20 protein-coding genes are annotated in these 26,199 nt (G+C 42.7%); 11 read left to right on the top strand and 9 right to left on the bottom strand.

Features of this window, described 5'->3' with window-relative positions; translation table 11 throughout:
* Positions 1 to 4 precede the first annotated feature (4 nt).
* From OH463_RS09900 to OH463_RS09865, 8 genes are all read left to right on the top strand, one after another.
* A complete protein-coding gene (locus OH463_RS09900; protein ID WP_269991172.1) occupies positions 5 to 286 on the top strand; it encodes an HlyU family transcriptional regulator in 282 nt (93 codons plus the stop codon).
* A gap of 435 nt (positions 287 to 721) precedes the next feature.
* Complete coding sequence (locus tag OH463_RS09895) at positions 722 to 2,278, top strand: Re/Si-specific NAD(P)(+) transhydrogenase subunit alpha (protein WP_009696668.1); 1,557 nt, start codon at positions 722 to 724, stop codon at positions 2,276 to 2,278.
* Positions 2,279 to 2,290: 12 nt separating this feature from the next.
* Positions 2,291 to 3,685 (top strand): Re/Si-specific NAD(P)(+) transhydrogenase subunit beta, encoded by a 1,395-nt coding sequence (gene pntB, locus OH463_RS09890; protein ID WP_005446861.1) that lies wholly within the window; start codon positions 2,291 to 2,293, stop codon positions 3,683 to 3,685.
* A 188-nt stretch (positions 3,686 to 3,873) separates the two neighbouring features.
* On the top strand, positions 3,874 to 5,295 hold the full coding sequence (vxrA, locus tag OH463_RS09885) for a sensor histidine kinase VxrA (RefSeq protein WP_301182665.1): 1,422 nt from the start codon (positions 3,874 to 3,876) through the stop codon (positions 5,293 to 5,295).
* Entirely contained in the window at positions 5,270 to 5,932 is a 663-nt protein-coding gene (gene vxrB / locus OH463_RS09880; protein ID WP_005446851.1) for a response regulator transcription factor VxrB, read from the top strand. The genes vxrA and vxrB overlap by 26 nt, the downstream gene beginning before the upstream one ends.
* A gap of 8 nt (positions 5,933 to 5,940) precedes the next feature.
* Positions 5,941 to 6,822 carry a DUF2861 family protein gene (locus tag OH463_RS09875; RefSeq protein WP_005446850.1) on the top strand — a complete coding sequence of 294 codons (882 nt, stop codon included), beginning with the start codon at positions 5,941 to 5,943 and terminating at the stop codon, positions 6,820 to 6,822.
* A 59-nt stretch (positions 6,823 to 6,881) separates the two neighbouring features.
* Positions 6,882 to 8,009 carry a conjugal transfer protein TraF gene (locus OH463_RS09870; protein ID WP_005446848.1) on the top strand — a complete coding sequence of 376 codons (1,128 nt, stop codon included), beginning with the start codon at positions 6,882 to 6,884 and terminating at the stop codon, positions 8,007 to 8,009.
* 43 nt (positions 8,010 to 8,052) lie between these two features.
* Positions 8,053 to 8,208 carry a YoaH family protein gene (locus OH463_RS09865; RefSeq protein WP_005446846.1) on the top strand — a complete coding sequence of 52 codons (156 nt, stop codon included), beginning with the start codon at positions 8,053 to 8,055 and terminating at the stop codon, positions 8,206 to 8,208.
* Between the two features lie 1,036 nt (positions 8,209 to 9,244).
* On the opposite strand, the gene OH463_RS09860 is transcribed toward OH463_RS09865, so the two are convergent.
* The 6 genes from OH463_RS09860 to OH463_RS09835 all read right to left on the bottom strand — a co-directional run bounded on the left by OH463_RS09860 (position 9,245) and on the right by OH463_RS09835 (position 13,783).
* On the bottom strand, positions 9,245 to 9,559 hold the full coding sequence (locus OH463_RS09860) for a hypothetical protein (RefSeq protein WP_005451803.1): 315 nt from the start codon (positions 9,557 to 9,559) through the stop codon (positions 9,245 to 9,247).
* 913 nt (positions 9,560 to 10,472) lie between these two features.
* The gene (locus OH463_RS09855; RefSeq protein ID WP_269991170.1) at positions 10,473 to 10,844 is read right to left on the bottom strand and encodes a hypothetical protein; all 372 of its coding nucleotides are present in this window, start codon (positions 10,842 to 10,844) and stop codon (positions 10,473 to 10,475) included.
* A 402-nt stretch (positions 10,845 to 11,246) separates the two neighbouring features.
* On the bottom strand, positions 11,247 to 11,558 hold the full coding sequence (yciH, locus tag OH463_RS09850; protein ID WP_017189053.1) for a stress response translation initiation inhibitor YciH: 312 nt from the start codon (positions 11,556 to 11,558) through the stop codon (positions 11,247 to 11,249).
* 4 nt (positions 11,559 to 11,562) lie between these two features.
* On the bottom strand, positions 11,563 to 11,946 hold the full coding sequence (locus tag OH463_RS09845; RefSeq protein WP_005451794.1) for a DUF3319 domain-containing protein: 384 nt from the start codon (positions 11,944 to 11,946) through the stop codon (positions 11,563 to 11,565).
* A 128-nt stretch (positions 11,947 to 12,074) separates the two neighbouring features.
* On the bottom strand, positions 12,075 to 13,064 hold the full coding sequence (locus OH463_RS09840) for a D-alanine--D-alanine ligase (protein WP_050936108.1): 990 nt from the start codon (positions 13,062 to 13,064) through the stop codon (positions 12,075 to 12,077).
* A gap of 149 nt (positions 13,065 to 13,213) precedes the next feature.
* Positions 13,214 to 13,783 carry an SPOR domain-containing protein gene (locus OH463_RS09835; protein ID WP_005451792.1) on the bottom strand — a complete coding sequence of 190 codons (570 nt, stop codon included), beginning with the start codon at positions 13,781 to 13,783 and terminating at the stop codon, positions 13,214 to 13,216.
* Between the two features lie 236 nt (positions 13,784 to 14,019).
* Here OH463_RS09835 and OH463_RS09830 point away from each other — a divergent pair, with 236 nt between their 5' ends.
* Both OH463_RS09830 and OH463_RS09825 read left to right on the top strand, forming a co-directional pair.
* Positions 14,020 to 16,659 carry a bifunctional acetate--CoA ligase family protein/GNAT family N-acetyltransferase gene (locus tag OH463_RS09830; RefSeq protein ID WP_269991167.1) on the top strand — a complete coding sequence of 880 codons (2,640 nt, stop codon included), beginning with the start codon at positions 14,020 to 14,022 and terminating at the stop codon, positions 16,657 to 16,659.
* 437 nt (positions 16,660 to 17,096) lie between these two features.
* Entirely contained in the window at positions 17,097 to 19,178 is a 2,082-nt protein-coding gene (locus OH463_RS09825) for a TonB-dependent hemoglobin/transferrin/lactoferrin family receptor (protein WP_269991165.1), read from the top strand.
* Between the two features lie 52 nt (positions 19,179 to 19,230).
* Here OH463_RS09825 and OH463_RS09820 read toward each other — a convergent pair whose 3' ends face one another.
* A complete protein-coding gene (locus OH463_RS09820) occupies positions 19,231 to 20,118 on the bottom strand; it encodes a LysR family transcriptional regulator (protein ID WP_005451789.1) in 888 nt (295 codons plus the stop codon).
* A 236-nt stretch (positions 20,119 to 20,354) separates the two neighbouring features.
* Here OH463_RS09820 and OH463_RS09815 point away from each other — a divergent pair, with 236 nt between their 5' ends.
* Positions 20,355 to 22,526 carry a TonB-dependent hemoglobin/transferrin/lactoferrin family receptor gene (locus OH463_RS09815; protein ID WP_269991163.1) on the top strand — a complete coding sequence of 724 codons (2,172 nt, stop codon included), beginning with the start codon at positions 20,355 to 20,357 and terminating at the stop codon, positions 22,524 to 22,526.
* A 478-nt stretch (positions 22,527 to 23,004) separates the two neighbouring features.
* Here OH463_RS09815 and galE read toward each other — a convergent pair whose 3' ends face one another.
* Together galE and OH463_RS09805 are read right to left on the bottom strand one after the other, a co-directional pair.
* A complete protein-coding gene (gene galE, locus OH463_RS09810; protein WP_049537356.1) occupies positions 23,005 to 24,021 on the bottom strand; it encodes a UDP-glucose 4-epimerase GalE in 1,017 nt (338 codons plus the stop codon).
* Between the two features lie 54 nt (positions 24,022 to 24,075).
* On the bottom strand, positions 24,076 to 26,034 hold the full coding sequence (locus tag OH463_RS09805; protein ID WP_017819611.1) for a diguanylate cyclase domain-containing protein: 1,959 nt from the start codon (positions 26,032 to 26,034) through the stop codon (positions 24,076 to 24,078).
* Positions 26,035 to 26,199 lie beyond the last annotated feature (165 nt).

Below are 26,199 nucleotides of genomic sequence, written 5' to 3'. Positions count from 1 at the left end.
AACCGTGGGATTCTTTTCACGCTTGTTCGGTGGCAGTGAAAAAGCTGCTGAAGTAAAAACGGTTGAACCAGTTGAGTACAAAGGGTACCTAATCTATCAAGAAAGCGTTTCAGAAGGCGGTCAGTACCGTATTGCTGGACGTATCGAAAAAGACTTTGATGGCGAAGTGAAGTCACATCGTTTTATCCGTTCTGATTTATTGGGTTCAGAGCAAGACGCCAATGAACTGATGCTCAAAAAATCGCAGATGTTTATTGACCAAATGGGTGAAAAGATCTTCGATTAAGAATTCACTGCAACTTGATACGAATCATCTTAAAGAGAGCCATTAGTGTATATGCTGATGGCTCTCTTTCTTTTTTAGGCTTAAATATCTGTTAAATAAGCAGTTAGAGTGTGTCTGGTTAGACCTCTGCTTAGTCATGCTAATCGTTGTTATTTTTCAGCGCGAAGTGGAGAATTATTCATTCCGTGGCGTTATATGTAATGAAATTTAGTATTTTTATTACAAAACACTTGAAGTCACGATTGACGTTAGATAAAAACAGAATAATAACAGGGCTGTTAGTCAAGATGTGACTATGCAAGTGGGTGACCCCAAACACCATCATTCGTTTGCATTTATCTTGCGTCGTAAACAGATAGAAATAAAAAAGAATTAGAGTAGAGCTACGCTCTGTTTTGGGACTAATTATTGATATGTATACAAGGAGTATGCGTTTTGCAAATCGGTGTACCTAGAGAAATACTCGCAGGTGAATCGCGAGTAGCTGCATCACCAAAGTCGGTTGAGCAGTTAATTAAGTTGGGGTTCGATGTCGCTATCGAATCTCAAGCGGGGGTGCTAGCCAGTTTCGACGATGCAGCTTATGAAGCCGCAGGGGCGAAAATTGTATCTAGTGAAGAAGTATGGACATCAGGCTTAATCCTTAAAGTCAATGCGCCGCTCGTGGATGAAGAGAAAGGCATCGACGAAATCGCATTACTACAAGATGGCGCAACACTAGTAAGCTTCATCTGGCCTGCTCAAAATGCAGAGTTAATGGAACAACTTTCTAGCAAGAACATTAACGTTCTGGCAATGGACGCCGTTCCTCGTATCTCTCGTGCGCAAGCATTAGACGCACTTTCTTCTATGGCTAATATTGCCGGCTATCGTGCCGTGGTTGAAGCTGCACATGAGTTTGGTCGATTCTTTACTGGTCAAATTACGGCAGCAGGTAAAGTTCCACCAGCGAAAGTGTTGGTTGCAGGTGCCGGTGTTGCGGGTCTTGCGGCGATCGGCGCTGCTGGTAGTCTTGGTGCTATCGTTCGCTCTTTTGATGTTCGTCCTGAAGTAAAAGAGCAAGTTGAATCGATGGGTGCAGAGTTCCTGACTGTAGACTTCAAAGAAGACTCGGGCTCAGGCGACGGCTACGCGAAAGAAATGTCAGATGAGTTCAACAAAAAAGCGGCTGAGCTGTACGCAGAGCAAGCTAAAGACGTTGATATCATCATCACCACCGCACTAATTCCGGGTAGACCGGCTCCGACGCTAATCACCAAAGAGATGGTGGATAGTATGAAAGCCGGTAGCGTTATCGTTGACCTTGCAGCAGCAAACGGCGGTAACTGTGAATACACTGTAAAAGATCAAGTCATCACAACGGCTAACGGCGTGAAAATCGTTGGTTACACCGATATGGTAGGTCGACTGCCAACGCAATCTTCTCAGCTATACGCGACCAACCTTGTAAACCTTCTAAAGCTGCTATGCAAAGAGAAAGATGGCAACATCAACATTGATTTTGAAGATGTTGTTCTTCGCGGTGTCACTGTAGTGAAAGAAGGCGAGGTTACTTGGCCTGCACCACCGATTCAGGTGTCTGCGCAGCCACAAGCTAAACCACAAGAACCTGTTAAGCCACAACCTAAAGTTGAAGAACCAACGTCTCCGGTTAAGAAGTTTGGTGCACTGGCAGTAGGCGTTGGTGCGTTTGCGTGGGTAGCGTCTGTCGCTCCAGCAGCTTTCCTGTCTCACTTCACCGTGTTTGTGTTGGCGTGTGTGGTAGGTTACTACGTAGTGTGGAACGTAACACATGCTCTGCATACTCCTCTAATGTCTGTAACGAACGCGATTTCGGGCATTATCGTAGTAGGTGCACTGCTACAAATCGGTCAGGGTAATGGCGTTGTTACCTTCCTATCATTCATTGCTGTTCTCATTGCAAGCATTAACATCTTTGGTGGCTTTACCGTGACCAAACGTATGCTTGAAATGTTCCGCAAAGATAAATAATAGGAGTAACCAATGTCTGCAGGATTAGTACAAGCGGCATACATCATTGCTGCGCTATTTTTCATCTTGAGTCTCGCGGGACTTTCTAAACAAGAATCGGCAAGAAACGGTAACTACTACGGTATTGCGGGTATGGCGATCGCGCTTATCGCAACGATCTTCAGCCCAAATGCGGAAGGTTTTGCGTGGATCATTATTGCAATGGTGATCGGTGGTGGTATCGGTATCCACTACGCGAAGAAAGTAGAAATGACTGAAATGCCAGAACTGGTTGCGATTCTACACAGCTTTGTAGGTATGGCAGCAGTACTTGTTGGCTTTAACAGCTACTTAGAGCCACCAGCACCAGTTTCAACTGACCTCGCTGGTATGCACGCTGAACATGTGATTCACCTTGTTGAAGTATTCCTTGGTGTATTCATCGGTGCAGTGACCTTTACTGGTTCTATCGTAGCGTTTGGTAAACTGCGTGGCATCATCTCATCATCGCCACTTAACTTGCCTCACAAGCACAAAATGAACCTTGCGGCGATCGTCGTTTCTACGCTTCTTATGATTTACTTCGTAAAAGCCGACGGCAGCATGTTCGCATTGATCATCATGACGCTGATAGCGTTTGCATTCGGCTACCATTTGGTTGCATCGATTGGTGGTGCAGATATGCCAGTAGTCGTTTCAATGCTGAACTCATACTCAGGTTGGGCAGCAGCAGCGGCTGGTTTCATGCTAGCAAACGATCTTCTGATCGTGACTGGTGCACTGGTTGGTTCTTCAGGCGCCATCCTGTCTTACATCATGTGTAAAGCAATGAACCGCTCATTCGTGAGTGTAATTGCAGGCGGCTTTGGTCAAGAAGTTGTGATTTCCAGTGATGAAGAGCAGGGCGAGCATCGTGAAACGTCTGCTGAAGAAGTTGCAGAAATGCTGAAGAACTCAAAATCAGTGATCATCACTCCGGGATACGGTATGGCAGTAGCTCAAGCGCAATACCCTGTTCACGAGATTACTGAAACGCTACGCGCTCAAGGAATCGAAGTTCGCTTTGGTATTCACCCAGTAGCGGGTCGCCTACCTGGCCACATGAACGTACTGCTAGCGGAAGCTAAAGTTCCTTACGATATCGTGCTAGAAATGGACGAGATCAACGATGACTTCCCAGAAACAGATACGGTTCTTGTTATCGGCGCGAACGATACAGTTAACCCAGCAGCACTAGAAGATCCAAATAGCCCAATTGCAGGTATGCCTGTATTGGAAGTTTGGAACGCGCAAAACGTAGTCGTATTCAAGCGTTCAATGAATACTGGCTATGCAGGTGTTCAGAACCCATTGTTCTTTAAAGAAAACACCTCAATGCTATTCGGTGATGCGAAAGAAAGTGTCGAGGCGATTTTCAAAGCACTTTAAAATAAGTTGCTTTAAAACTAATCAAGGTCAGCATTCGCTGGCCTTTTTTTGTGCTCTTTCAATGTTATAGTACTGCAAATCCTTAAGCCGTCTAATGTCATTTGCTTGTTTATTGATGTATAGTTCTGGCTAATATAACAAGTAACGGTAACAGTTTGATTAAACAGTTTTTGCTCCGTTCTGCTCTAATGCTGCCACTTTTTTCGGCACCCGCATTTGCAGATTCATTACCAGAACGAATAGATACATTTACAGAGCTATTTAATTATGAAGTGGCTCTTAAATCGTATGATATACGCATACTGCAATCTAACTACCCAACTAAGTTGCTTTCTCCGGATTCAATGCTGCCACAAACCGCAGATTACCCGCTGAAAGACATCCAGCAGTTGTACCGTTTGGCGAACACATGTCGCGGAAAATTACCGTTAAGCCCTTTAATTACTGAACCTTTGGTGTTTACGCGTGCCATATGTAAAGGGACGCAGCTTACACCACGTTGGTTTTCTCGAAGCGGTCTGATCCACCCAGGTGGTGGTACATACGCAGCGCGTTATGCGGAAAAGTATCCTGAGCTACGTAACAAACTTGCTCAGTACATGCATATCAAAGAGAGAAGTAATGATGAAGGGGATGAACTGCTTTCTAGCCTGCAAAACATGGATGACGATGCAATTAATGCACTCATCGCTGGCGCAAGTATGTTCATTGAAGGCAAAGAACTGTGGCTTCGCCGTGGCGACCATTATTTTGTATTCGCTAAAAACGTATGGCAGGAGAACGTTGCAAACGCCGGTCTGTCTTACGGTTTAGCATCAGAAAGCCGAAGCTGCTTCGTAAAACGTGGCAACATTTGTTGGGATGTGGAAGATCACTCGCAAGTGTTGCGGATCAGTATGATCATCCTCGTCATCGCCAACATTTTGTTGGTGATCGGTTGGGCGGTATATCGTTGGAATAGCAAGCGTGAAGAAATGCGCAGCCGTATGTTGGTTCTGCAAATTTTAACGCACGAACTGAGAACGCCGATCGCATCATTGTCGCTAACTGTAGAAGGGTTTCGTCGAGAGTTTGAACACCTTCCGGAAAGTGTCTACGATGAATTCCGTCGATTGTGTGAAGATACGCGCCGATTACGCCAGTTAGCAGAAGCAAGTAAAGATTATTTGCAATCTGATAACCAAATGCTTGCAACAGACTGGGTTCCATCCGTTGCAGAATGGCTAGAATATAAGATTGAAGAAGAATTTGATAACGCTGTACTTTTCAAAATTAATGAAGATGTAGCTGCTAAAGTTAACGTGTATTGGCTCGGGACCTGTATCGATAACTTGCTGCGTAACGCATTGAAGTATGGCGAAGCACCGGTAGAACTTCGTGTTGAAACCAGTGCAGAAAAAATCATTATCCAAGTCATAGATGCCGGCAGCTTGACTGCAAAAGATTGGGCAAACCTAAGAAAACCGTTTGTTAGTAAGAGCGGACTAGGGCTTGGATTAACAATAGTTGAATCAATGGTAGGCCGCATGGGCGGAAAAATGTCCCTAATGGGACCACCTACAACCTTTATATTGGAGATACCTTGTGAAACAGACACTGCTTCTCGTTGAGGACGATAAAAACTTGGCTGACGGCCTGTTAGTAAGCCTGGAACAAGCAGGATATGAGTGTTTACATGTGGAGCGTATTTCAGACGTTGAGCCACAATGGAAAAAGGCTGACTTAGTCATTCTCGATCGCCAACTGCCTGATGGTGATTCGGTACAATCACTTCCTGAATGGAAAAAAATTAAAGATGTCCCAGTTATTCTGCTGACTGCACTGGTGACAGTTAAAGATAAAGTTGCGGGTCTTGACTCTGGCGCGAACGATTACTTAACAAAACCTTTTGCTGAAGCGGAGCTATTTGCACGCATTCGTGCACAGTTGCGTGCACCAGATTCAGCAGAACAAGGTAATGCCGATAAAGTCATGACTAAAGACCTAGAAATCGACCGTGCAACACGCGAAGTCGTTTTCAAAGGGGAGATGATCACTTTGACTCGTACCGAGTTTGACTTGCTATTGTTCTTAGCATCAAACCTAGGTCGTGTCTTTACTCGTGATGAGCTACTTGACCATGTATGGGGTTACAACCATTTCCCAACCACACGTACTGTAGACACACACGTACTACAGCTTCGCCAGAAGTTACCAGGTCTTGAAATCGAAACGCTTCGCGGTGTTGGTTACAAGATGAAAGCGTAAGAACAAGAATGAAAACACTACTTCCTGTAGTTCTATCATTACTGTTAGTGAAGCCAGTCCATGCAACGGACTGGTTTCAATCCAACACACCGCTGACACAAGCACACCAACATCTTTTAGAAGATGACCTCGGTGGCATGTTCAACTCTCTTGTCGAACTTTGGCAAAGTGAACCTAATAAAGAACTAAGACCACACCTTAATGACTTGCTTGCTCAATCACTATCAAAAGACTGTGGAAAATCTTTAACGGGAGTGACTCTACCGGAGTGGATAAGCGGGATTAACGTTATCCGTCAAACCATACAAAGCCCCGGGCGTGATACCTATCGCTTAGTCGTTAAGCTACGTGCAACAACCGACATCGATGACATTTCTTTTCGTCGTTGGGTTGATAGCTCAATCTCGGCGGATAGTTCTTTTAACTACGAAGAGCCCCAACAAGGGACGGAATTAGCCAACGAACGTAACTTCCTCAAGCGCTATAACCTTACGGGTAAACTAGACGCTGGCTTATACCACCTATCTGTGACGACAAAAGACAAACGCACTTACAGAACTTGGGTCATATTAGGTGATTCAAATTCTTCACAATATGTTCGTTGGACCTCCAAAGAAAATTGGAAAGTAGAAAAGAGCGCGCTACGCAACCCACATTGTCCTCTACCACAACTTGAAGTCGGACTTTACGATTACGTTGAAGGCCAGTATGAACAAGTGTGGAAAAAAACGTATGAGTCGAACTATCCAAACTCATTAGAGTTAGAGGGAATACCAAACGATCGCTATGTTTTAGCTGTAAGTATCAACAGTCGTCGTTGGCAAGGTGACATTATTGTTGAGCAAGCTCAAACTATTAGCCGAACCTATGATGTTTCTCTCGAAGAATAGCTAAAGAAATTACATTTGTGCCGATATAAGTTCAGGAAGAACGAAAACACAAGTGTAGTATGAAGACACAATTCAAAATTTTAGCCACCACCATGACTGCAGCGCTGTTCTCCGGCGCTGCTTCTGCAGCAACTTACGCAATTGAAGCACGCAGTGATGCGATGGGTGGAGTGGGCACTGTATCTGCCTCTTACCTAACCGCGCCATTCTTTAACCCAGCACTGACCGCAATCTATCGTCGTAACGATGATGCAGGCATGATCGTGCCAAGTTTTGGTATCAATTATAACGACCAAAACGGTCTGATTGATGAAATCGAAAGAATCGGCAAACTTACAGATCCAGCAGAGATCGCAAAAGGTCTGAATGGCATCAACGGTCAAAAAATGGATTTCGATATCGGTGGTGTTGTTGCTGTTGGTATCCCTAACAAATTCCTATCTGCGACCGCTTACGGAAAGCTCTACACAGAATCCTTTGTTCAACCGGAAGTTAATGACGTTACGGACATCGACAAAAACTATGTTCGAGGCGTTTCAATCGGTGTAGCAGAGGCGGGGATCTCTTTAGCGAAATACGCTAACTTCATGAATCAACACTTGTCCTTTGGTATCACTCCAAAACTGCAGCGTATATACACTTACTCATACGCTACAAGTTTTGCTTCTTTCGATACCAAAGATCTTCGCGAAAATGAAACCGCAGAAACCATGTTTAACCTAGATGCCGGTGCATTGTGGTTCTTCGGTCCTTACCGATTAGGTATTTCAGCTAAAAACTTGATTGGTCGTGATGTAAAAACAAAAGCGTTTACGTTCACTCAGGGCGGAAATAATTACAACATCAATTCATATGAGTACAGCATGCGTCCGCTTTACACTGTGGGTGCAGGCTACGTAGCGGACTACTTTAGCTTCAGCGTTGACTACGATTTGAATGAAGAGAAAAAGTTTTCTACGTTCGATGACAACACTCAAATGATTCGTGCCGGTTTCGAAATCGATGTACTGCGTCAACTAGCTCTGCGTGGCGGTTACATGAAAAACCTAGCGCGTTCAGATGACGAAGGCACAATTACTGCAGGTATCGGACTGTCACCGTTAAATCTAATCGAAGTAGATATCGCCGCACAGTACACTAACGAAGACGCAATGGGGGCTTCAATTAATTTCCTTGCGACCTACTAAGCGAATCGTTATAGTCAGCTCCTCACAATGAGGAGCTTTTTTTATGTTTGACGATTTACCACCTCTGTCCCACGAAGAACAACAACAAGCTGTTGAGCGCATCCAAGAATTGATGACGAAAGGGACGAGCACAGCAGAAGCAATCAAGATTGTTGCAGAGCAGATTCGAGCCGAATACGCAGCAAAGCAACAAAGCTAAGAAAATTCCAAAGAGCAGGGCAATGACCCTGCTTTTTTGTATCTATCGAAAATCAAATCCTCCCGCAGCAATAGTCCCGCCAATCAATTAAAATTCGACGTTACCACGTCACTAAAAACAGGCGCAAAACAACTGTTACCACTAAAGTAATGAGTTAGTAAAATTTTACTAACTTACATTAACCATCGCACACTTAGGTTGGGGTGAATGTATAGCAATCACATAAAAACAAAGCAAACAGGCTATATTTCAATGAGTTACGAAAGAACAAATCTCCACAACGAACAATACCAAACAACCATTATGTAATTTAATTACAGACCAATTATTTGTAAATAATTTGGGTAGTGATTTATGCTGTAAAAATCTAAAAGAGACAGCGTCACAACAAATTTTCAGAACTTAGCTTTTGGATACCGGGCTATAAAAGAACAGTAAGCACTTGCGAACAAAATTTGATCGAGACACAAATTTCCGCCTTAAAATAAGGCGACATCAAAAAACAATCGGATTAGGGGTATGAAGAAATAAAATCTAAAGCAGTAGAATCAATGTAAATGATCTTCAAGTTACATCTATGCGTGTCTATGGAGGGGTAAGCGTTTTACTAAGTAGTTACCGCGTCACAACGAAAGGCTGGAACAGAGCCAAGTGTAGATTCACGCTCTCGTTCAAATAGCCGTAGTAGGCTACTACCATCTCTAGATGGTCACACGGAGCAGTGAAAAAAGAACCAGGAAGAGAAGAAACGAGACTAAGAAGTTTGAGTTAGATTATTTCGAGAAAGGAATGTATTACCCGTCTAAGCATCATGTACAAACATTAAGCCAAAAGCTTAAACCTTGCGACGAGCTTCAGACCTACACTAATGATGATTTACATACTGGCAATCGACTCGCTACCTTTGTCATGTCTATTGACCTAGACAGGCTTCAAGAAAGTTAAGTTTTACGTACCAATGATCAGTGAGAAGCCTATTAAAAAGCCGAACCCTTGGCGATGGGGTTCGGCTTTTTTGCATGAAGCAGAGAGAAAGTTAGAAGTTGTATTGCGAAATTTGAGTTGGGGTACCAATGTCAGTCATTGGTTGTGATGCTTTAATCGTGTTGATCTTCATTTGACCACGGTTGAACCAAAATTCAACTCGTTCACCATTGGTTAGCTTTAAGCGATAACGAGTCTCTAAGCGTTGAAAAGAGCCATTGCATTCAAAGTCCTCATATTGGATGTCTAACCCAACAACCTGATCTTGCTGATGACCATTGTTAAAATAAAAATGGTTCGTTTTGAAATCTGCCTGTTTTAATAAATCCAGCATCAATGCTAGCGAATCCGCTGTGAAAATAACCATACGATGGTTCTCCTACCTGTCTTGTCTTATTTATATTGTTTTATTTAGAGCTGCGAAAGAATATATAGGAGAGGCTTATTGATGTATGTAAGGAATAGTAAGGAGCAGTAATCCTAAACGTACCTTTGTTAACAGTGCGTTAGATGGGTAGGGAGTCAGCTTCAATTGGTTGCTTAGTCTTTTCGCTCAGTGTCAAAGAGGATTCCAACAACGGGCAGGGAGCCAATACATTTGGCAGGTTGAACTACCTCGACAGGCTTCCTGTTCATTTGCGATTCACTTTCGAATCAGAGTTTGAGTCAACTAACGGTTATAAATACAAGAGTAGTCTTGGCAAGCCATATAGTGCACTTTTAGAGAGCCAAGGTTTGAAGTTAGATGGACTATTTAGAAACTCTATACACAGCAAGGTAGTCACTTTAACACTCTTATATCCGGTGTTTATGTTGAGTGATACCGTTCGCCGCAGCTCGAATAAGCGAAACGTCTGAGAGTGAAGAAGCGGAACATCTTTGGTACGTTCACACGAGGCTTCAATGTTAAGTGTTGTTGACTTGATATGTAAGCTTACTTACACTTGATTTGAATTTGGACTTTTTTGGTCCACAACCTCTGAAGTGAGTGTGATCACCTCAAAGGTTTGGAGGTTTAGCGCTTGCTCTTAAGCGCAAGGATTAGTGTTGCTAGTGAACCAATAATAGCTGCAACACCTTGGAGCGTATCCGGATCCATAAGGTTTCCTTATTGTGAAAAATGAAAGCCCTGAGTTGCCGCTCGGGGCTTTTTTACGAGATAAGAATCTCGTCGTTTTCAATCATCTCACTGGAATAGCGACTCCGGCAAGACCGCCCAAAATTTAATTTATTAACTTGATTTTGAGATGTTATCTAACGGGGAACTTAAAAGGTTTAATTCAGAAGCTTTTTAATAACCTTACACTTACTGTCAAACCCATTTTAAAATGTCCTTTTAGTACTTGACCTAATCGTTTGTTGTCGACAATTTGGGCTTGTTGAATATGCTCAAGTTTATCGAAAATTTTGAATTCCAACTTTCTGTGACCATACACAATCGCAATGTCTCCGTTGGGATAGTGTAAGACTTTGACATGCTCGTGAACTAAGTGAGTATTTTCTTCAGTTGGTTCAATGAGATAAACCACTTTAAAGTCTTCAGAGTAACGTCGGTTACTTGGACGATCACGAGACTTGTGCGCCGGATATGCAGCATCAACTTGACGTAATAGCTTTTCACGGACGTCAGACAGAACCTTAGTAATCAACATCGGTTAAAGCCTCAAAAGCAAACAATGTTGTTAATCTTAGGAGGACATTTTAAAGTGGCTAAAACCGGACATTACTAAATTGCTCTAACACCTTTAGTGCGCATTATATGTGTTATGTTAAATAGAATATCAACGTACGCAAATTCTTTCTTCGTTTGGGCTCCTATCCCTCTCAGATTTTAAAATATGAGGCTTTTTATGAGTGTCATTAAACATAACCGCGATTTACCATAAAATAGCTAATATGGATCTATCAATCTGCGATTGCTTGCTCTGCTATTAGCACACTCTTTGATTTTTAGAAAAGTATGAGTTCTAGTCAGTATTCAATATTGATTATCTACTGAGATTGCATCCCTGGAAATTAAAAAAAGAAGCCCTCAAAGGGCTTCTTTTTTACTATTAACCGCCGGCTAACTTGACTGTCATGCCTTTCTTTTCAAGGTACGCTTTAATCTTATCACGCGCATCTCCTTGAATTTCAATGCTTCCATCTTTCACTGAGCCACCACAGCCGCAAACTTTTTTCAGTTCAGCTGCCAGTAGCTTTAATGGTGCGTCATCCAAATCTAAACCAGTAACGATACAAACGCCTTTGCCTTTACGACCTTTAGTTTGGCGTTGAATGCGAACAATACCATCACCTTTAGGACGTTCGATCTTCTCTTCTTCAGGTTTGATTCGACCAGTTTCTGTTGAATATACGAGTGTCATATTCTTATTTCTTTTGTTGTTGAGCTTGTAGCGCTTTCTGTTTTGCAACTAAATACGCTTCGATATGGCGTTGAATCGCAGCTTTGCCGCCTTTGATTAGTTTGCCATTGAACATACAATACCAAGCGTTTGGCTCGCCAGTGTCGTTCTTTATCGTGTAGCCGTTAAATATTTCAGTTTGTGGACTGTTAGTGCTTTGTGCGCGTTGACCTAAAGTTGCAAACTCTTTTGGATCAATAATAGACGCGGTATCGCACCACCAATCTATGCTCTTTTTTACCGCCGTCAAACTGCCTTGTAAAACGTGGTTTTTGATTTTTACCTTCCAAACGCTACCATCAGGTCCGCCTGATTGCAGGTTAAAACCTCTATAATTTGAAATTGCCATACCACTGAGCCATCTATTTAGTGCTTTTTTACAATCATAATTACAACTGAGCAATAATCAAACATTAATGTTGTTATATCGCTCAGTTATGCCTATTTCTACCACAAAACAAACGACGGTAACGTTATTTAGATTGCAGTATTAATACAATCTGCTAAAAACTCGTGGAACTTGTGACCGTTGTTCTGCAGCATTTTAGGGAACATAGAGATTGGAGTCATACCTGGGAAGGTGTTGACTTCATTCAGATAAATCTCATCATCTTCTGTTAAGAAGAAGTCAATGCGAGATAAGTGACGCAGATTCATCTGTTTAAAGACGGTTTCAGAAGCAACTTGAATCGCTTTAACTTGTTCTGCTGTTAAGTTCTTTGCTTCAACCTCTGTCAAAGAGTGACTTGAGCTGCTGTACTTCTCATCATAAGAATAAAACGCGCCATCTGGAGCAATGACCTCTCCGGGCTTAGTAATGAACAGTTGACCATTCATTTCGTACGCTGCGACTTCTAGCTCACGCGGCTTCACAGACTTTTCAACTAAAACTTGCTCAGAGTAGCCAAATGCATCGTTAACGGCTTGAATTACACCATTCTTTTCAGTGACGCTGTAACAGCCAACAGATGAACCTTGTCGTGCAGCTTTGACAAAAACTTTACCCCATTTATCAAACGCTTGTAATGCTTGCGCATGAGCTTGCTCGTCGTTACGAGTCAAGAATAAGTAAGGTGTATTTGGGATGCCAATCGCGTCGTACCATAGTTTCGAAGTAATTTTGTTGAAGCTGTTACTGCTTGCTTCTGGTCCACAACCTAAATATGGAATGCCTGCGATTTCGAACATAGACTGGATATCACCGGTTTCGCCAGGAAAACCATGGATACAAGGGACAATGAAATCGACTTCTAAGCTTAAGTTGTCAGAACACAATTTTTTGGTGTTGAGATCTAAGTAAACCAACTCACCTTGGTTAGTCACCCAACCTTCATTTTTAATTTCTACACGCGTAACGTTCACGTTTTCGATGAGGTTTAGCTGCTGCTCAACAAAATTAGCAGATAACAGTGAAATTTCGTGCTCAGAAGAGCCGCCACCGCATAGTAAAAGGATATTTTTAATCATGAATCAATCTTTCCGTGATCTCCAAAAGATACTATTCAGTATGATAAACCTTTGAGTAGTAACGTACAGTTATTTTACTGTGAGGAATGCTGTTCGAATAGGATTTGACCAAAAAAGAAGGGAGCATTTCGCTCCCTTCTCTTCGTAAATTAATTTAGCTTATTAAGCGTAGGATATGCCGAGTTCTTAATGGCATCGATACTCTTCACAAATGGCTTAAGCTGTTGAAAATGACCAGGCAGAGAAGAAATTGCCTGCTTTGCTTCTGCACTTGTTGCGTAGTCACCGTAAAGTACCGAGAACCACTTAGTACCGTTCACTACTTTGTAGTTTTCCCAAATTGGCTGACCATTTTGAGGAAGCTGGCGAGCGAACTGATCCACTTTAGCTTGGCTTCCAACCGCGACAACTTGAATGGTATAACCAAAACGCTGGATACCCGCTTGTTTCTTGCTTGGCGGTACGATCTTAACTGGTTTTACCTGCTCTTTCGGTGTCAGCTTAACTACCTTTTTCTCTTCAGGCTTCGCAGTCATTTTAACAACTGTTGGTTCTACGTCTTTCTCTACTACAGCGCTTTCAGACGACATAATAGGTTTTGAAACTGAAGGAGTTTGGTAGTCCTCACGGTAGCTTTCTGAGGTTACATCTGTGATGTAAGTTTCCGAAGCACAAGCAGAAAGCAGTACTGATAAGCCGATGATTGCGATTTTTTTCATGGAGTAACAAACGCTCTAAATAAATATTACGATAAATCATGCCGATAGCAGGTCATTTTATCAAGCACCAAACACAATAAACTGTGATTTTCATGTGATGAGTGACACAAACTCTGTACGCTTGGCTCACTTTTGAGCCAATGTCTGCTTTGTCCATATTTAAAGAGATGCTTATTCGTTTATGATTGTATGAGGAGTGACCAACCGTTCTAGGCGTAAGAGGCCAAGGAGAAAGAATGAATAAATTACAAAAACTCTTCAAACCTAATTCTGTTGCGGTAATCGGCGCCTCTCAAAAAGAGTTACGCGCAGGGCAAATAGTAATGCGGAATCTTCTTCAGAGCGGCTTCGGTGGTGCAATCATGCCCGTGACACCGAAATATAAGTCTGTATCTGGTGTTATCGCATACCCTAACGTCGCCTCCCTGCCCTATACCCCAGATATCGCCATTCTTTGTACGAATGTGTCACGTAATAAACAACTACTTGTTGAATTGGATCAGCGCGGCACGGAGTTTGCCATCGTCATTTCAGATGATGTTGAAAGTATCGATTTCTCTGATCTAAACATAAGAGTCTTAGGACCAAATAGCCTCGGGATAATTCTTCCTTGGCATAACTTCAACTGCTCCTTTTCTCCCGTGGCAGCGCAACCGGGTAAAATTGCGTTCATCTCTCAATCCGCTGCAGTGTGTACCACGGTTCTTGATTGGGCAAACGACAAGAATATTGGTTTTTCTTCTTTTATCTCAATAGGTCAAGGGCAAGACATCGACTTTGCAGAACTGCTTGATTATTTAAGCATGGATGCAAAGACCGAAGCCATTCTTCTTTATGTTGATTCAATTAAAGATGCTCGACGCTTTATGTCAGCAGCACGTGCAGCGTCACGAAACCGTCGTATCTTGGTTCTCAAAGCTGGTAGGTCATCACAAGCTCGCCCATTTAGCGATGGCAACACTGATTCATTGGATGTTATCTACGATTCTGCGATAAGAAGAACGGGTATGCTGCGTGTGGGTAATACGCACGAGTTATTTGCGGCAGTAGAAACGTTGACACATTCGGTTCCGCTTCGAGGCGAACGCCTAGCTATCGTAACCAATGGCGGAGGTCCTGCAATCATGGCAGTCGATACTCTATTTGAAAGAGGCGGCAAGCTCGCAACGTTAAATGAAGAGTCTGTCGAACAACTAAAGTCCGCATTGCCTGTTAGTTGGCGTGGTGTTAACCCTATTGATCTTGCAGGAGATGCAACAAAGAAACGTTATGTCGATACCATAAACGCGCTGATGAACGGAGACTGCGCTGATGCCATCTTAATAATGCATAGCCCTTCAGCGGTGTCGGATTCATTAGAAACCGCGAACGCTGTGATTGAAGCAATTCAAGCTCATCCCCGACATAAGCATTTCAATATATTAACCAATTGGTCTGGTGAGCAGACATCGAGAGAGGCTCGGCTAGCCTTTACACGTGCGGGCATTCCAACTTATAGAACACCTGAAAGTGCTGTCGTTGCTTACATGCATTTGGTCGAATACCGACGAAATCAAAAACAATTGATGGAAACTCCAACAACCGCTGAACCTTTACACTCCGGTAGCGTGAGTTCAGCTCGTGAATGGGTAAACGAACAATTACTGGACAAACAAACAGTAATGCTGGATACGCATCAAACCAGCCCTTTGTTTGAACAGTTTGGCTTTAATATTCTTCCGACTTGGATCGCTTCTGAAGTTACTGAAGCGGTCCATATGGCGGAAAATATTGGCTACCCGGTCGCGGTAAAGCTTCGCTCTCCCGATATTCCTCATAAGTCTGATGTACATGGTGTTGCACTCAATTTGCGTAATAGCCAAGAGGTATCTAGCGCCGCGCAAGCCATTCTCGACACCGCAAAGTTGAGCTATCCAGCGGCGAACCTACAAGGGTTGTTGGTCCAAGGAATGGCGAAACTAGGTAGTGCTGAGGAGCTCAGAATTAGTATCGCGGTTGATAAAGTATTCGGTCCAGTGATTTTGCTCGGACAAGGAGGCTCAGATTGGAACATCACTCAAGACGCGGTTGCGGCATTGCCACCACTGAATATGAACCTAGCTCGTTATTTAGTGGTAATTGCGTTGAAATCAGGGAAAGTTCGCTTGCAAAAGCATAAAGACGCGATTGATGTGACCGAACTATCAAAGTTTCTGGTTCGCATATCTCAAATGGCGGTTGAACTACCAGAAATAGAAAGCCTGGATATACATCCAGTATTGGTATCAGGTAGTGAATTAACCATAATCGACGCAGACGTGACACTCAAAAAGTACCATGGAGATGCGCAGGAACGCTTAGCTATTCGTCCTTTCCCCGCAGAGTTTGTTGAGACAGTGACATTACGTGACGGGCAACCTATTCTGTTGCGCCCAATTCTTCCTGAGGATGAGCCAATTCACGCTCAATTTATAAATAGCGTATCTAAAGAAGATCTCTACAATCGGTTTTTCTCCGATGTTGGGGAGTTCAATCATGAGGCACTCGCAAATTTAACCCAAATTGATTACGACCGTGAAATGGCATTTGTTGCTGTTGCCTTTGATGATAATGGACCTTCCATTATTGGTGTATCTCGTGCTCTGATAACACCGGATAATAGTGATGCAGAGTTTGCGATTTTGGTCCGATCAGATTTAAAGGGTAAAGGTCTGGGCAAAGTACTGATGCAAAAAATCATTAGTTACTGCCAAGCAAAAGGCACTAAGCAGATTTCCGGAATGACAATGCCAACCAATCGAGGCATGCTGTCACTCGCACAAAGTTTAGGATTTGAGTTGGACGTACAATTTGCAGATGGCACTGCAGATATGGTGTTACCACTCAAGCGAAAATGATATCTGATAAAGCAAAGATTTGGGCTGTAAGTTTTCAGCCCTACCTATTCTCCTAACTTCAGACTTTGTTGGGTAACCTGAGTAAACATTTCATAAAATAATAAACCAATCGCAAATCATGCATAACTACCGCCATAACCCATACACTACAACAATACGTAAACACCAATAAATCACACTGGCGCATACCTACTTTTTCATCAAACTGCAATTTACGTGACCGACATCTCATTTGCTAATTTTATAGAACTTATCGTCGAGCTTATGTCGTAAAAAGCTATCTTGTTGAATTTTATGTACTAAATACAAAAAGGTCATTTCTCTTACATACCTAACCACCACCTTAGTGATAACAATAATGATAGTAATTATCATTTGCGTGAAATAATATATCGCCCGTTGTTATTGCCTATCATGGATATAAGGTGTTAGAACCAATGTATAAAAAATCAATTCTGTCAGCATCAATTTTATTAGCTCTAGCTCACGGTGCACAAGCAGAAGAACACTCAACTTTTAAAGAAGTCGTTGTTACTGCGACACGTACAAATAGCCAACTCGAGGATACTGCAGCGTCAGTTGCAGTCGTCACAGACCAAGACATCGAAGATGGCATGATTACCGGTCTTGATGATCTATTTAAATACACGCCAGGAGTTACCGTCGAGACGAATGCTCGACAAGGTGTTCAAAGTATCAACATTCGTGGTATCGAAGGCAACCGAATTAAAGTTCTAGTTGATGGTGTTGCTCAAGGTAACCAGTTCGATTCAGGCAATAACTTTATTAACTCTTCTCGTGTTGAAGTTGACACCGATCTTGTTAAAGCAGTGGAAATCGTAAAAGGTGCAGCATCATCTTTGCATGGTTCTGACGCAATTGGTGGCATTGTAGCTTTCGAAACGAAAGACCCTTCGGACTTCTTAAAGGGTCGTGATTTTGGTGGTCATGCGAAATTTAACTACTCTTCAGAAGACAATACATTCAGCGAATCGGTAGCTCTTGCAAACAAAACTGGGGACCTTGAGTCTTTAGTTGCTTACACTCGCCGTGATGGTAGCGAGCTTGATAACTTTGGTGATTTAGCGGATGCCGATACCTCTGCCAATAACCTTTTAGTGAAATTACAATATCAGTTAAACGAAGCACATAGACTTGAATTTAGCGGTAACTACATTCGCAATGAAGGTGATGGCATTCAATCATATGATGGCTACACGGATGGACGAAGCGAAGATACAACTGAACAATATCAAGTCGGTATTAAGCATATTTGGGATGCTCAAGCATCAATTGCTGACACATTAACGTGGCAACTAGATTACTTAAGTAAAGACGAAACTGGCATAACACATCGTGTCAAAGGCTTGAACAATCAACGCAAAGATTACACCTACAGCGATGAAGGCTTCCAGTTCGACATGCAGTTAGATAAGTACCTAACGCTTGGTAACACTGAACATTACATTGTTTATGGTGCGTCTTACTTAGATAAAGACATTAAGAACATAAACAAAGAGTTCAATAGCGCTGGGACGGATAAAGAGATCTTCTACATCCCATCGGCAAGTGAACGTCGTTACGGAGTCTTCCTACAAGACGAGATTACCGTCGGCAACTTCATCATCACTCCTGGTGTTCGTTACGACTCATTCGAAACCGATCCTGGCAACGCTAGCGACAACCCAAGTGGTAACCCTGATAACGAATACAAAAAGTTCTCTGACTCCGCGTTTACTGCTCGTTTAGGCACGATCTACAAACTAAACGAACAACACCGTTTGTTTGCCCAGATAAGCCAAGGTTTCCGCGCACCTGATTTTCAAGAGCTGTATTACTCGTTTGGTAACCCGATGCACGGTTACATAAACAAACCAAACCCAGACTTGAAAGCAGAAGAAAGCATTTCTTACGAGTTTGGCTGGCGCCACAACAACGATATTTCAAGCAGTGAAGTCGCGGTATTCTACAGTGACTACGATAACTTTATCGAGCGACAACAAGTTTCAGGCAGCTTCATTCCAGGTATCGACCCTGCGGTTTACCAATACGTTAACATTGGTAAAGCAACAATCAAAGGTATTGAATTTTCCAACCAACTGTCTTGGGATAAGTTCATGCCAGTAAAAGGCTTTAGTTCTCGAGTTGCTGCAGCCTATACTGAAGGTGAAGACGGAAACAACGATCCATTAAACAGTGTTAACCCATGGAATCTAGTTGCTGGCTTCAACTACGACTCTGAACAGAACTGGGGTTCTTCACTAACGGTTAACTACACTGCGTCGAAAGACAGCAGTGATATCAATGGTGATGACATCCTACCAATTTCTTCAGCAACCGTTGTTGACGTAACTGCATACTACAAGCCAATTAAAGATCTCACCCTGCGAGCGGGAGTATTTAATGTGGCAGACGAAGAATACTACCGTTGGAATGATGTAAGCGGAATGAAAACTGAGAATAAAGACCTAACACAAGCCGGCCGTAACTGGGCTATTACAGCGAAGTACGAATTTTAGTTATCAACACACTTCTTAACGAAAAATCCCAGCATCATATGCTGGGATTTTTTTATTTGAGACGCCAATTTTTCTTAAGGTATTGTACGCACCAAGATTTGGCTTCGCCCATCGTATTTCTGCGCCACGCTAAAATAATATCAATTGGCTGTTCTTCCGTACCTTCAATGCGTTTAAGAACGCCACTCTCAATTAAAGGTTCCGCGATTTGACTTGGTAGCGTCCCAATACCTAACCCGGAAGTTAGTGCTTCAACTTTGGCAGGGAAGTTGGTTACTGTGAGTCTTGGCTGTTTTTGCATTACATTGATTGATAGCGCTGGCTGCTCTCTTGCCGTATCAGCAATCGCAATAACGCGATATTTTTCTCGGGCATTGTCATCAAACGCCCCACTTCGCTTATGCACATAATGATCAGAAGCGGCGACCCAAACCATACTCATTTTACCAATTTTTTCCGCCTTAACATCTTGCGGAAGTGTATCGAGAGCCGGACATATCAATAAGTCTGCCCTTCCGGTATTTAGCGACTCCCAACTTCCCGCAAGAATCTCTTCTTGTAACCTCACCCTTGTACTACTCACGTTAGATAGCGCATCTACCATTGGGAAGAAATTTGAAATAGGAATAATTCCATCAAAAGCCACCGTAATATCAAGTTCCCAACCATTGGCCAGGAGCGTTGCATCATTAACAAGCTTCTCACTAGCTTGCAGAATTGCCCTACCACGCTCAAGAATTAACTTCCCGGCTTCTGTGAAATGTGCTTTGTGACCTGAACGATCGAAAATGATGATATCGAGATCTTGTTCCAGTTTCTGAATTTGATAGCTAAGCGAAGAAGGCGCGCGATCTAATTCGTTCGCAGCAGCAGCAAAACTTCCTCTTCTATCAATAGCATCCAAGATATGAAGTGCTTCTAAAGTGATTGGGCTCTGCACTATAGCTCCCTATTTGCGTGATTTAAATCACAGTAGTGGTATTTAAAAATTTATACTAGAAAATGACTTTAAACAATATAACAGATTGATAAATAAAGACTAGGTTGCGCATAGCACAAATTTCCATTGACAAAAATAACACTAAATAACAATAGTAATGATAGTAATTACCATTTGTATAAACTAAGATACCGCACGTTGTTATTGCCTATTATGGATTTAAGGTATTGAAGCCAATGTATAAAAAATCAATTTTGTCAGCCTCTATTCTCATTGCCCTATCACAAGGCGCATACGCAGAAGAAAGCTCAACTTTCAATGAAGTTGTCGTCTCTGCAACTCGTACCGAACAAAACGTTAATGATGTTTCAGCTTCAGTTGAGACCGTATCGTCAAAAGATATTGACCGCACACTTTCAAAGAACCTTTATGATGCCGTTCAATATACCCCTGGCGTGGAAGCAACGACTTCCGGTCGTTTTGGCATTTCGGGCTTTAACATTCGCGGCATGGAAGGCGACCGCGTGAAAGTTGTGATTGATGGCGTTCAGCAAGCTACTCCTTTCAATCCAGGTGGCGGTGCGGTTCAAGCAATTTATCCGAACGCGATTGAACTCGACACACTGACCAGTATAGAGATTAACAAGGGTCCATCCTCTACCCTATATGGCTCTGATGCAATGGGTGGCGTTGTTGTTCTTAAGACAAAAGATCCTTCAGACGTTCTAAAAACTGACGGTGACGAGACTCGTTTTGGCATTAAATCGAGCTACTTCTCTGCAGACGAACAATTCAAGAACACGTTAACTTGGGCAATGCGCCGTGGCAAGTTTGAAACACTATTGATGGGAACTTACTCTACCGGCAGCGAGCTTGAAACCTACGGTGATGGTTCCGACATTGATGGTTCAGCACGTGGTCTTGAGAACCCAGCAGACAAAGATCTAAATAACATTTTGGCAAAAGCTTATTACAACATTAACGATGTCAACAAACTCGGCTTTGTCTTCGAACGCTATAACTACAACTACGATGAAAACGATCGTCGTGGCAACTACACACTTAATTTTGGTCCAAGACCTGGCGTTACTTATGCTAACGCAAAAGCTAGTGATGAAATGACACGTACGCGTTATGGCGTAAACTACGAACTCACTAAAGCAAATGCAGCTTTCGACTCAATGAAAGTAGACCTTAATTATCAGGTCACAGAGAGCGAAAACTCTAACTTCGCTAATGTCACTGACCATTTAGGTTACATTGGCTATAACGGGGATCGCACTCGCCTACGTCAAGCTGAAGACGAATCACTTCAGTTTGATGCTCAGTTCGACAAGGTAATCACAACCGGAAATACAATTCACGAACTGACCTACGGTCTAAATTCTGTGGTGACAGATTTTAGTCTAACGAATGTGGATATTTACCACGACAATGGGACTAGTAAACCTGGCTCAACGACAATCCCTGATGCCACCGTCACCGAATGGGGTATTTTCCTTCAAGACAATGCATTCTTACTTAACGATACACTAGTACTAAATGCGGGCATCCGTTACGATTCATTTGAAGCGGATCCAACATCTGACGCAGGCTTTACTACCGAACGAGGTAAGAACAGTAATGACGCATTTACTGGGAAACTGGGCGCGGTTTACCACCTTAACGACAAACTAAGTACTTTTGCCCAAATCAGTCAGGGCTTTAAGGCACCGACAGTTGAGCAGCTTTACTATGAATACGACACTGGTGCTGAATTCGTTCCTAACCCAGATTTAGAAGCCGAGAAAAGCCTTTCTTACGAAATTGGCTTCCGTGGTCAAAACAACTTTGCGCAGTTTGAACTTACAGGCTTTATCACTCAGTACAAAGACTTTATCGACTCAGAAGAACTACCAAAAATCGATCCAAATAAAGACCGATTCACGATCGTAAACCGAGATGAAGTCGATATTTCTGGTGTTGAATTTAGTTCTACACTTTTGCTAGATGAAGCTTTTGACGCCCCTAAAGGTATGTACACGAAAGTATCTGTGACATACCTAGATGGTGAAGATAAAACAACAGGTAAAGCACTAGATAGTGTCGCTCCTTTGTCTTCTGTACTTGGTTTAGGTTACGACAACGTCGAGCATCATTTTGGTGGTCTTGCGTCTCTTAAGCTTGCAGCTAAGAAAGACGACTGGTCTAGTGATGACCAAATTGATTCGGCAGGTTACGGTGTAATGGACTTAACCGCATATTACATGCCTATCAAAGACCTAACGCTGACAGCAGGCTTGTTCAATGCATTTGATAAGAAATACTGGACATACCAAGATGTTCGCGGTCTCGAAAGTACGGACAACAAAGACTTCCATAGCTTACCGGGTCGTAACTGGGCAATTTCTGTAGATTACCAGTTCTAAGCGACATCAATTTATAAAACTGTTCGTAAAGCACCCGCTTAGTTGGGTGCTTTTTTGTTTTTCCACTTTCAAGCAAAGCTAACTATCTGCAGCGACATCGCGAAAATGATTGATAAATGAGTCATAAACGAAGAACTTGCGCTACAAAAACAAAAAAGCCAGCAATATGCTGACTTTTTTACGCGTTTTCATTTCAAAAATGTTAAGAAAAGAATGAAAAATGAAAACTTACTGCTTTGCCATCTCTTTTTTCACCATGATTGCTGCTGCCACGATGAAAGCGATGATTAGACCAAGTTCCATGAACTACCCCGATAGTCTTAAGAAAATTTACGACCTAAATTAAGAGTCGGACATAGTTTAGCAGTTCTATTTATCTAAGCTACCTTTTAACCAGTAATTTACGAATTTTTCCGATTTAGATCAAAAAAGGCGCAGAAGTGCGCCTTTTTGTTATTAATATGTAAAACTTGATTTTTTAAGCGTCAGGGTAACCTTGAGGGTTATTTGCCTGCCAACGCCAAGTATCACCTGTCATTTCTTCTAACGTGCGCTCAGCCTTCCAACCAAGTTCGTTTGCAGCTTTTGAAGGGTCAGCCCAACATTCCGCGATATCACCAGGGCGGCGATCAACTAACTTAAACGGCACTTCTTTGCCTGATGCGTTTTCAAATGCTTTAACCATTTCAAGAACGCTATAACCATTACCGGTACCAAGGTTGTAAATATGCAGACCAGCTTTATTGCCAACTTTTTCAAGAGCGGCGACATGACCATCAGATAGGTCCATTACATGGATGTAGTCACGCACACCAGTACCGTCTTTTGTTGGGTAGTCACTACCAAACACAGATAAAAACTCACGACGACCTACTGCGACTTGCGAGACAAAAGGCATTAGGTTGTTTGGGATGCCTTGAGGATCTTCACCTAGCTCACCCGTTGGATGAGAACCAACAGGGTTGAAGTAGCGGAGAAGCGTAATACTCCAATCTGGGTTCGCTTTTTGGAAGTCTGTTAGACACTCTTCAACCATTAACTTACTACGGCCGTAAGGGTTAGTTGCGCTAGTTGGGAAGTCTTCAGTGATAGGCACAGATGCAGGATCACCATATACTGTCGCTGAAGAACTAAATACGATGGATTTAACTCCTGCTTCACGCATAGCATCAACAAGCACTAGCGTACCATTAACGTTGTTATCGTAGTACTCAAGCGGTTTTTCTACCGACTCGCCCACTGCTTTTAAACCGGCGAAGTGAATAACAGCTTCAATGTTGTGCGCTCTCATTGCTTCAACAAGTGCGGCTTTGTCGCGGATGTCCGCTTCAATAAACTCAGGTCTTGCACCACAAACCTTTTCAATGCGCTCAAGCACCGTAGGTTTGCTGTTGTATAGGTTATCAAGGATCACTGGCGTCATACCAGCTTCGATCATTTGAATACAAGTGTGGCTGCCAATGTAGCCCATACCACCCGTAACAAGTACTTTCATGTTATATATCCTTCTGACGCGAATCTGGCTAGTCTAAAGGTTTTTAGCCCACAGTTAAACAGTCTCTGGGGATTCGCAACCCATTAAAATTGCTTGACCTTTACCTGCTTTCTTAGCTTGGTACATTGCTGTATCGGCACTCTTAAGAATACGCGTTGCGTCACGCTCGTTAACGCCAACCAGTTTCACACCAATGCTCACGCCAACTTTGAGCAGGGAGCCTCGGTATTCAATTGGAGAACAAACCGTTTCAAGTAACTGTTCTGCAATCCTTGTTACGACCTTCTGATTTGCTGGGTTGACCAACATGACAAATTCATCTCCCGATAAACGAGCAATCAAATCGCTATGCCGAGTTGCCGCAGCCATCCGGTCTGCCACTTGTTTGAGCACTTCGTCACCTGCATCATGACCATAAGTGTCATTGATATTCTTAAAGCCATCTAAATCCAAGTAAAGTACCGCGAATTCGTCGCGCAAATAGCCTGATCTTTGTACCAATTCTTCGAGCTCTAGGTGGAACTTAGAACGATTTGCCAACCCGGTTAAGGCGTCGTGATGTGCAAGATACTCCAAACGCTCCATCTCTTTTGCACTTGATAGGTCGGTTAGAATGATGACCATGTCATAAGTATTTTGGTCATCGCTCTTGTTAATGCAATTAACCTTTGCAAACATTGGAACGAGTTGACCTAGATGGTTCTTCTCAATCACTTCTCCTTGCCACATACCATAGTTTTCAATAGATTCTTGAATGCTCGGCATCATAGCTTGTAGCTTTCTCCAGCGAATTGATTTGATGAACGGCTTACCCACTAATTGGTCAGCTTCTACACCGACGAGCTTCGTCACTGCTGGATTAACCATGGTAATAATACCTTGGTGGTTAAGCACCACTAAACCATCTTGACTGCTTTCAAATACACGACCCGCTACTCTTTGGCGATTCATCGCTTCTTCAATCTCTGTGATGTCCTGAATTACGAAAAGCATATAGCCGTTTTTCGCTAAGCGTCGACTGGTTAAACTTAGCTGTTGCTTCCCTTCACCACTTTCCAGGTGGATATCATCACATTCAAGCCCTCGGCTTAGTATTTGTCCAAGCTCGTTTGGCGTCTTGGTCTGGATTAGATCGCAAATGTTTGCCGTTTCTATCCCTTGGTAAGTATGTTCAAAAATACGTTGCGTAGCAGTATTACAATGAATCACTCTCCCTAAGTTGTCCGTGACTATTAACGAATCCTGTATAGAATCAATCACTTCTTCGGCGAATACCTTACGGCGCTCTAGCACTTCCAAGCTATGTTTGCGCTGCTTTTCAAGTCGCTGCTGTTTTTCAACCATAAAGTTGAAAGAAGCGACCAATGCACCGACCTCGTCTTTTGATTTATGGTGAATCCTTCCACTAAGGTGATGCCCGTTAGCTAAATCTTGCAACGCTCGATTGACTTCCTCTATGGGACGAAGAACTCGTCGTTCAACCCCAAAGTAGAACATAACTCCACCAGCTAAAAGAATGACTAAGAACAGCCCACCGTCTTGTAGCAATGCATCTCGTACTTCGAACAATGGAATTCGTGACAACGTCACCCTAATCGATCCGATGACTTGTCCTTCGTGAATAATAGGCTCAAAAACGTAGAGAAAGTGTGCAGATAGTGCGTATCCTACTTCATGCAGACGACTTCGCTCTTTAACTGTCGGCGAAGGTGCGGCAAAGCCATCCAAAGCAAATACAGCAAATGGATTATTGTCTTTGTCGTAAAGCTTTACGCGTGATACGTTTGGCTTCTTAAGCAGATCAGCCAAAATGGTTTGCGCTTTTGGCTTGTTCTTTGTTGCAAGCGCATCTTTAATTGAGTGAGAAGCATCATTGATCAGAACTTTGGTCTGTTCGACCAGTTCATGTTTGGCGGACTGATAAGTGTTATATGACGTGTAACTTTGAGATGTAACAAAGATGACCGTGATGAAAGCGAGAATCGGCCATATTAGCTTTGCTCGTAATGACATATATATTCCTGTCGCAGAAAGCAATCAAAATAACGAAAGGATTGCTATGCAAACTATCACACAAAAAAGAAGACCCAAGACTAACACGACAAATCTTGAAATGAAGCCGTAAATCTCAATTATTAGACTGATTAGTCATGATTTTCTTAAAATTTCGGATCATTT

Origin of the sequence: Vibrio sp. NFR (assembly GCF_027587095.1) — a bacterium.
GTDB lineage: Bacteria > Pseudomonadota > Gammaproteobacteria > Enterobacterales > Vibrionaceae > Vibrio > Vibrio harveyi.
The sequence above is the reverse complement of the archived record's forward strand: the minus strand, read 5'-3'. Positions and strand labels throughout refer to the sequence as shown.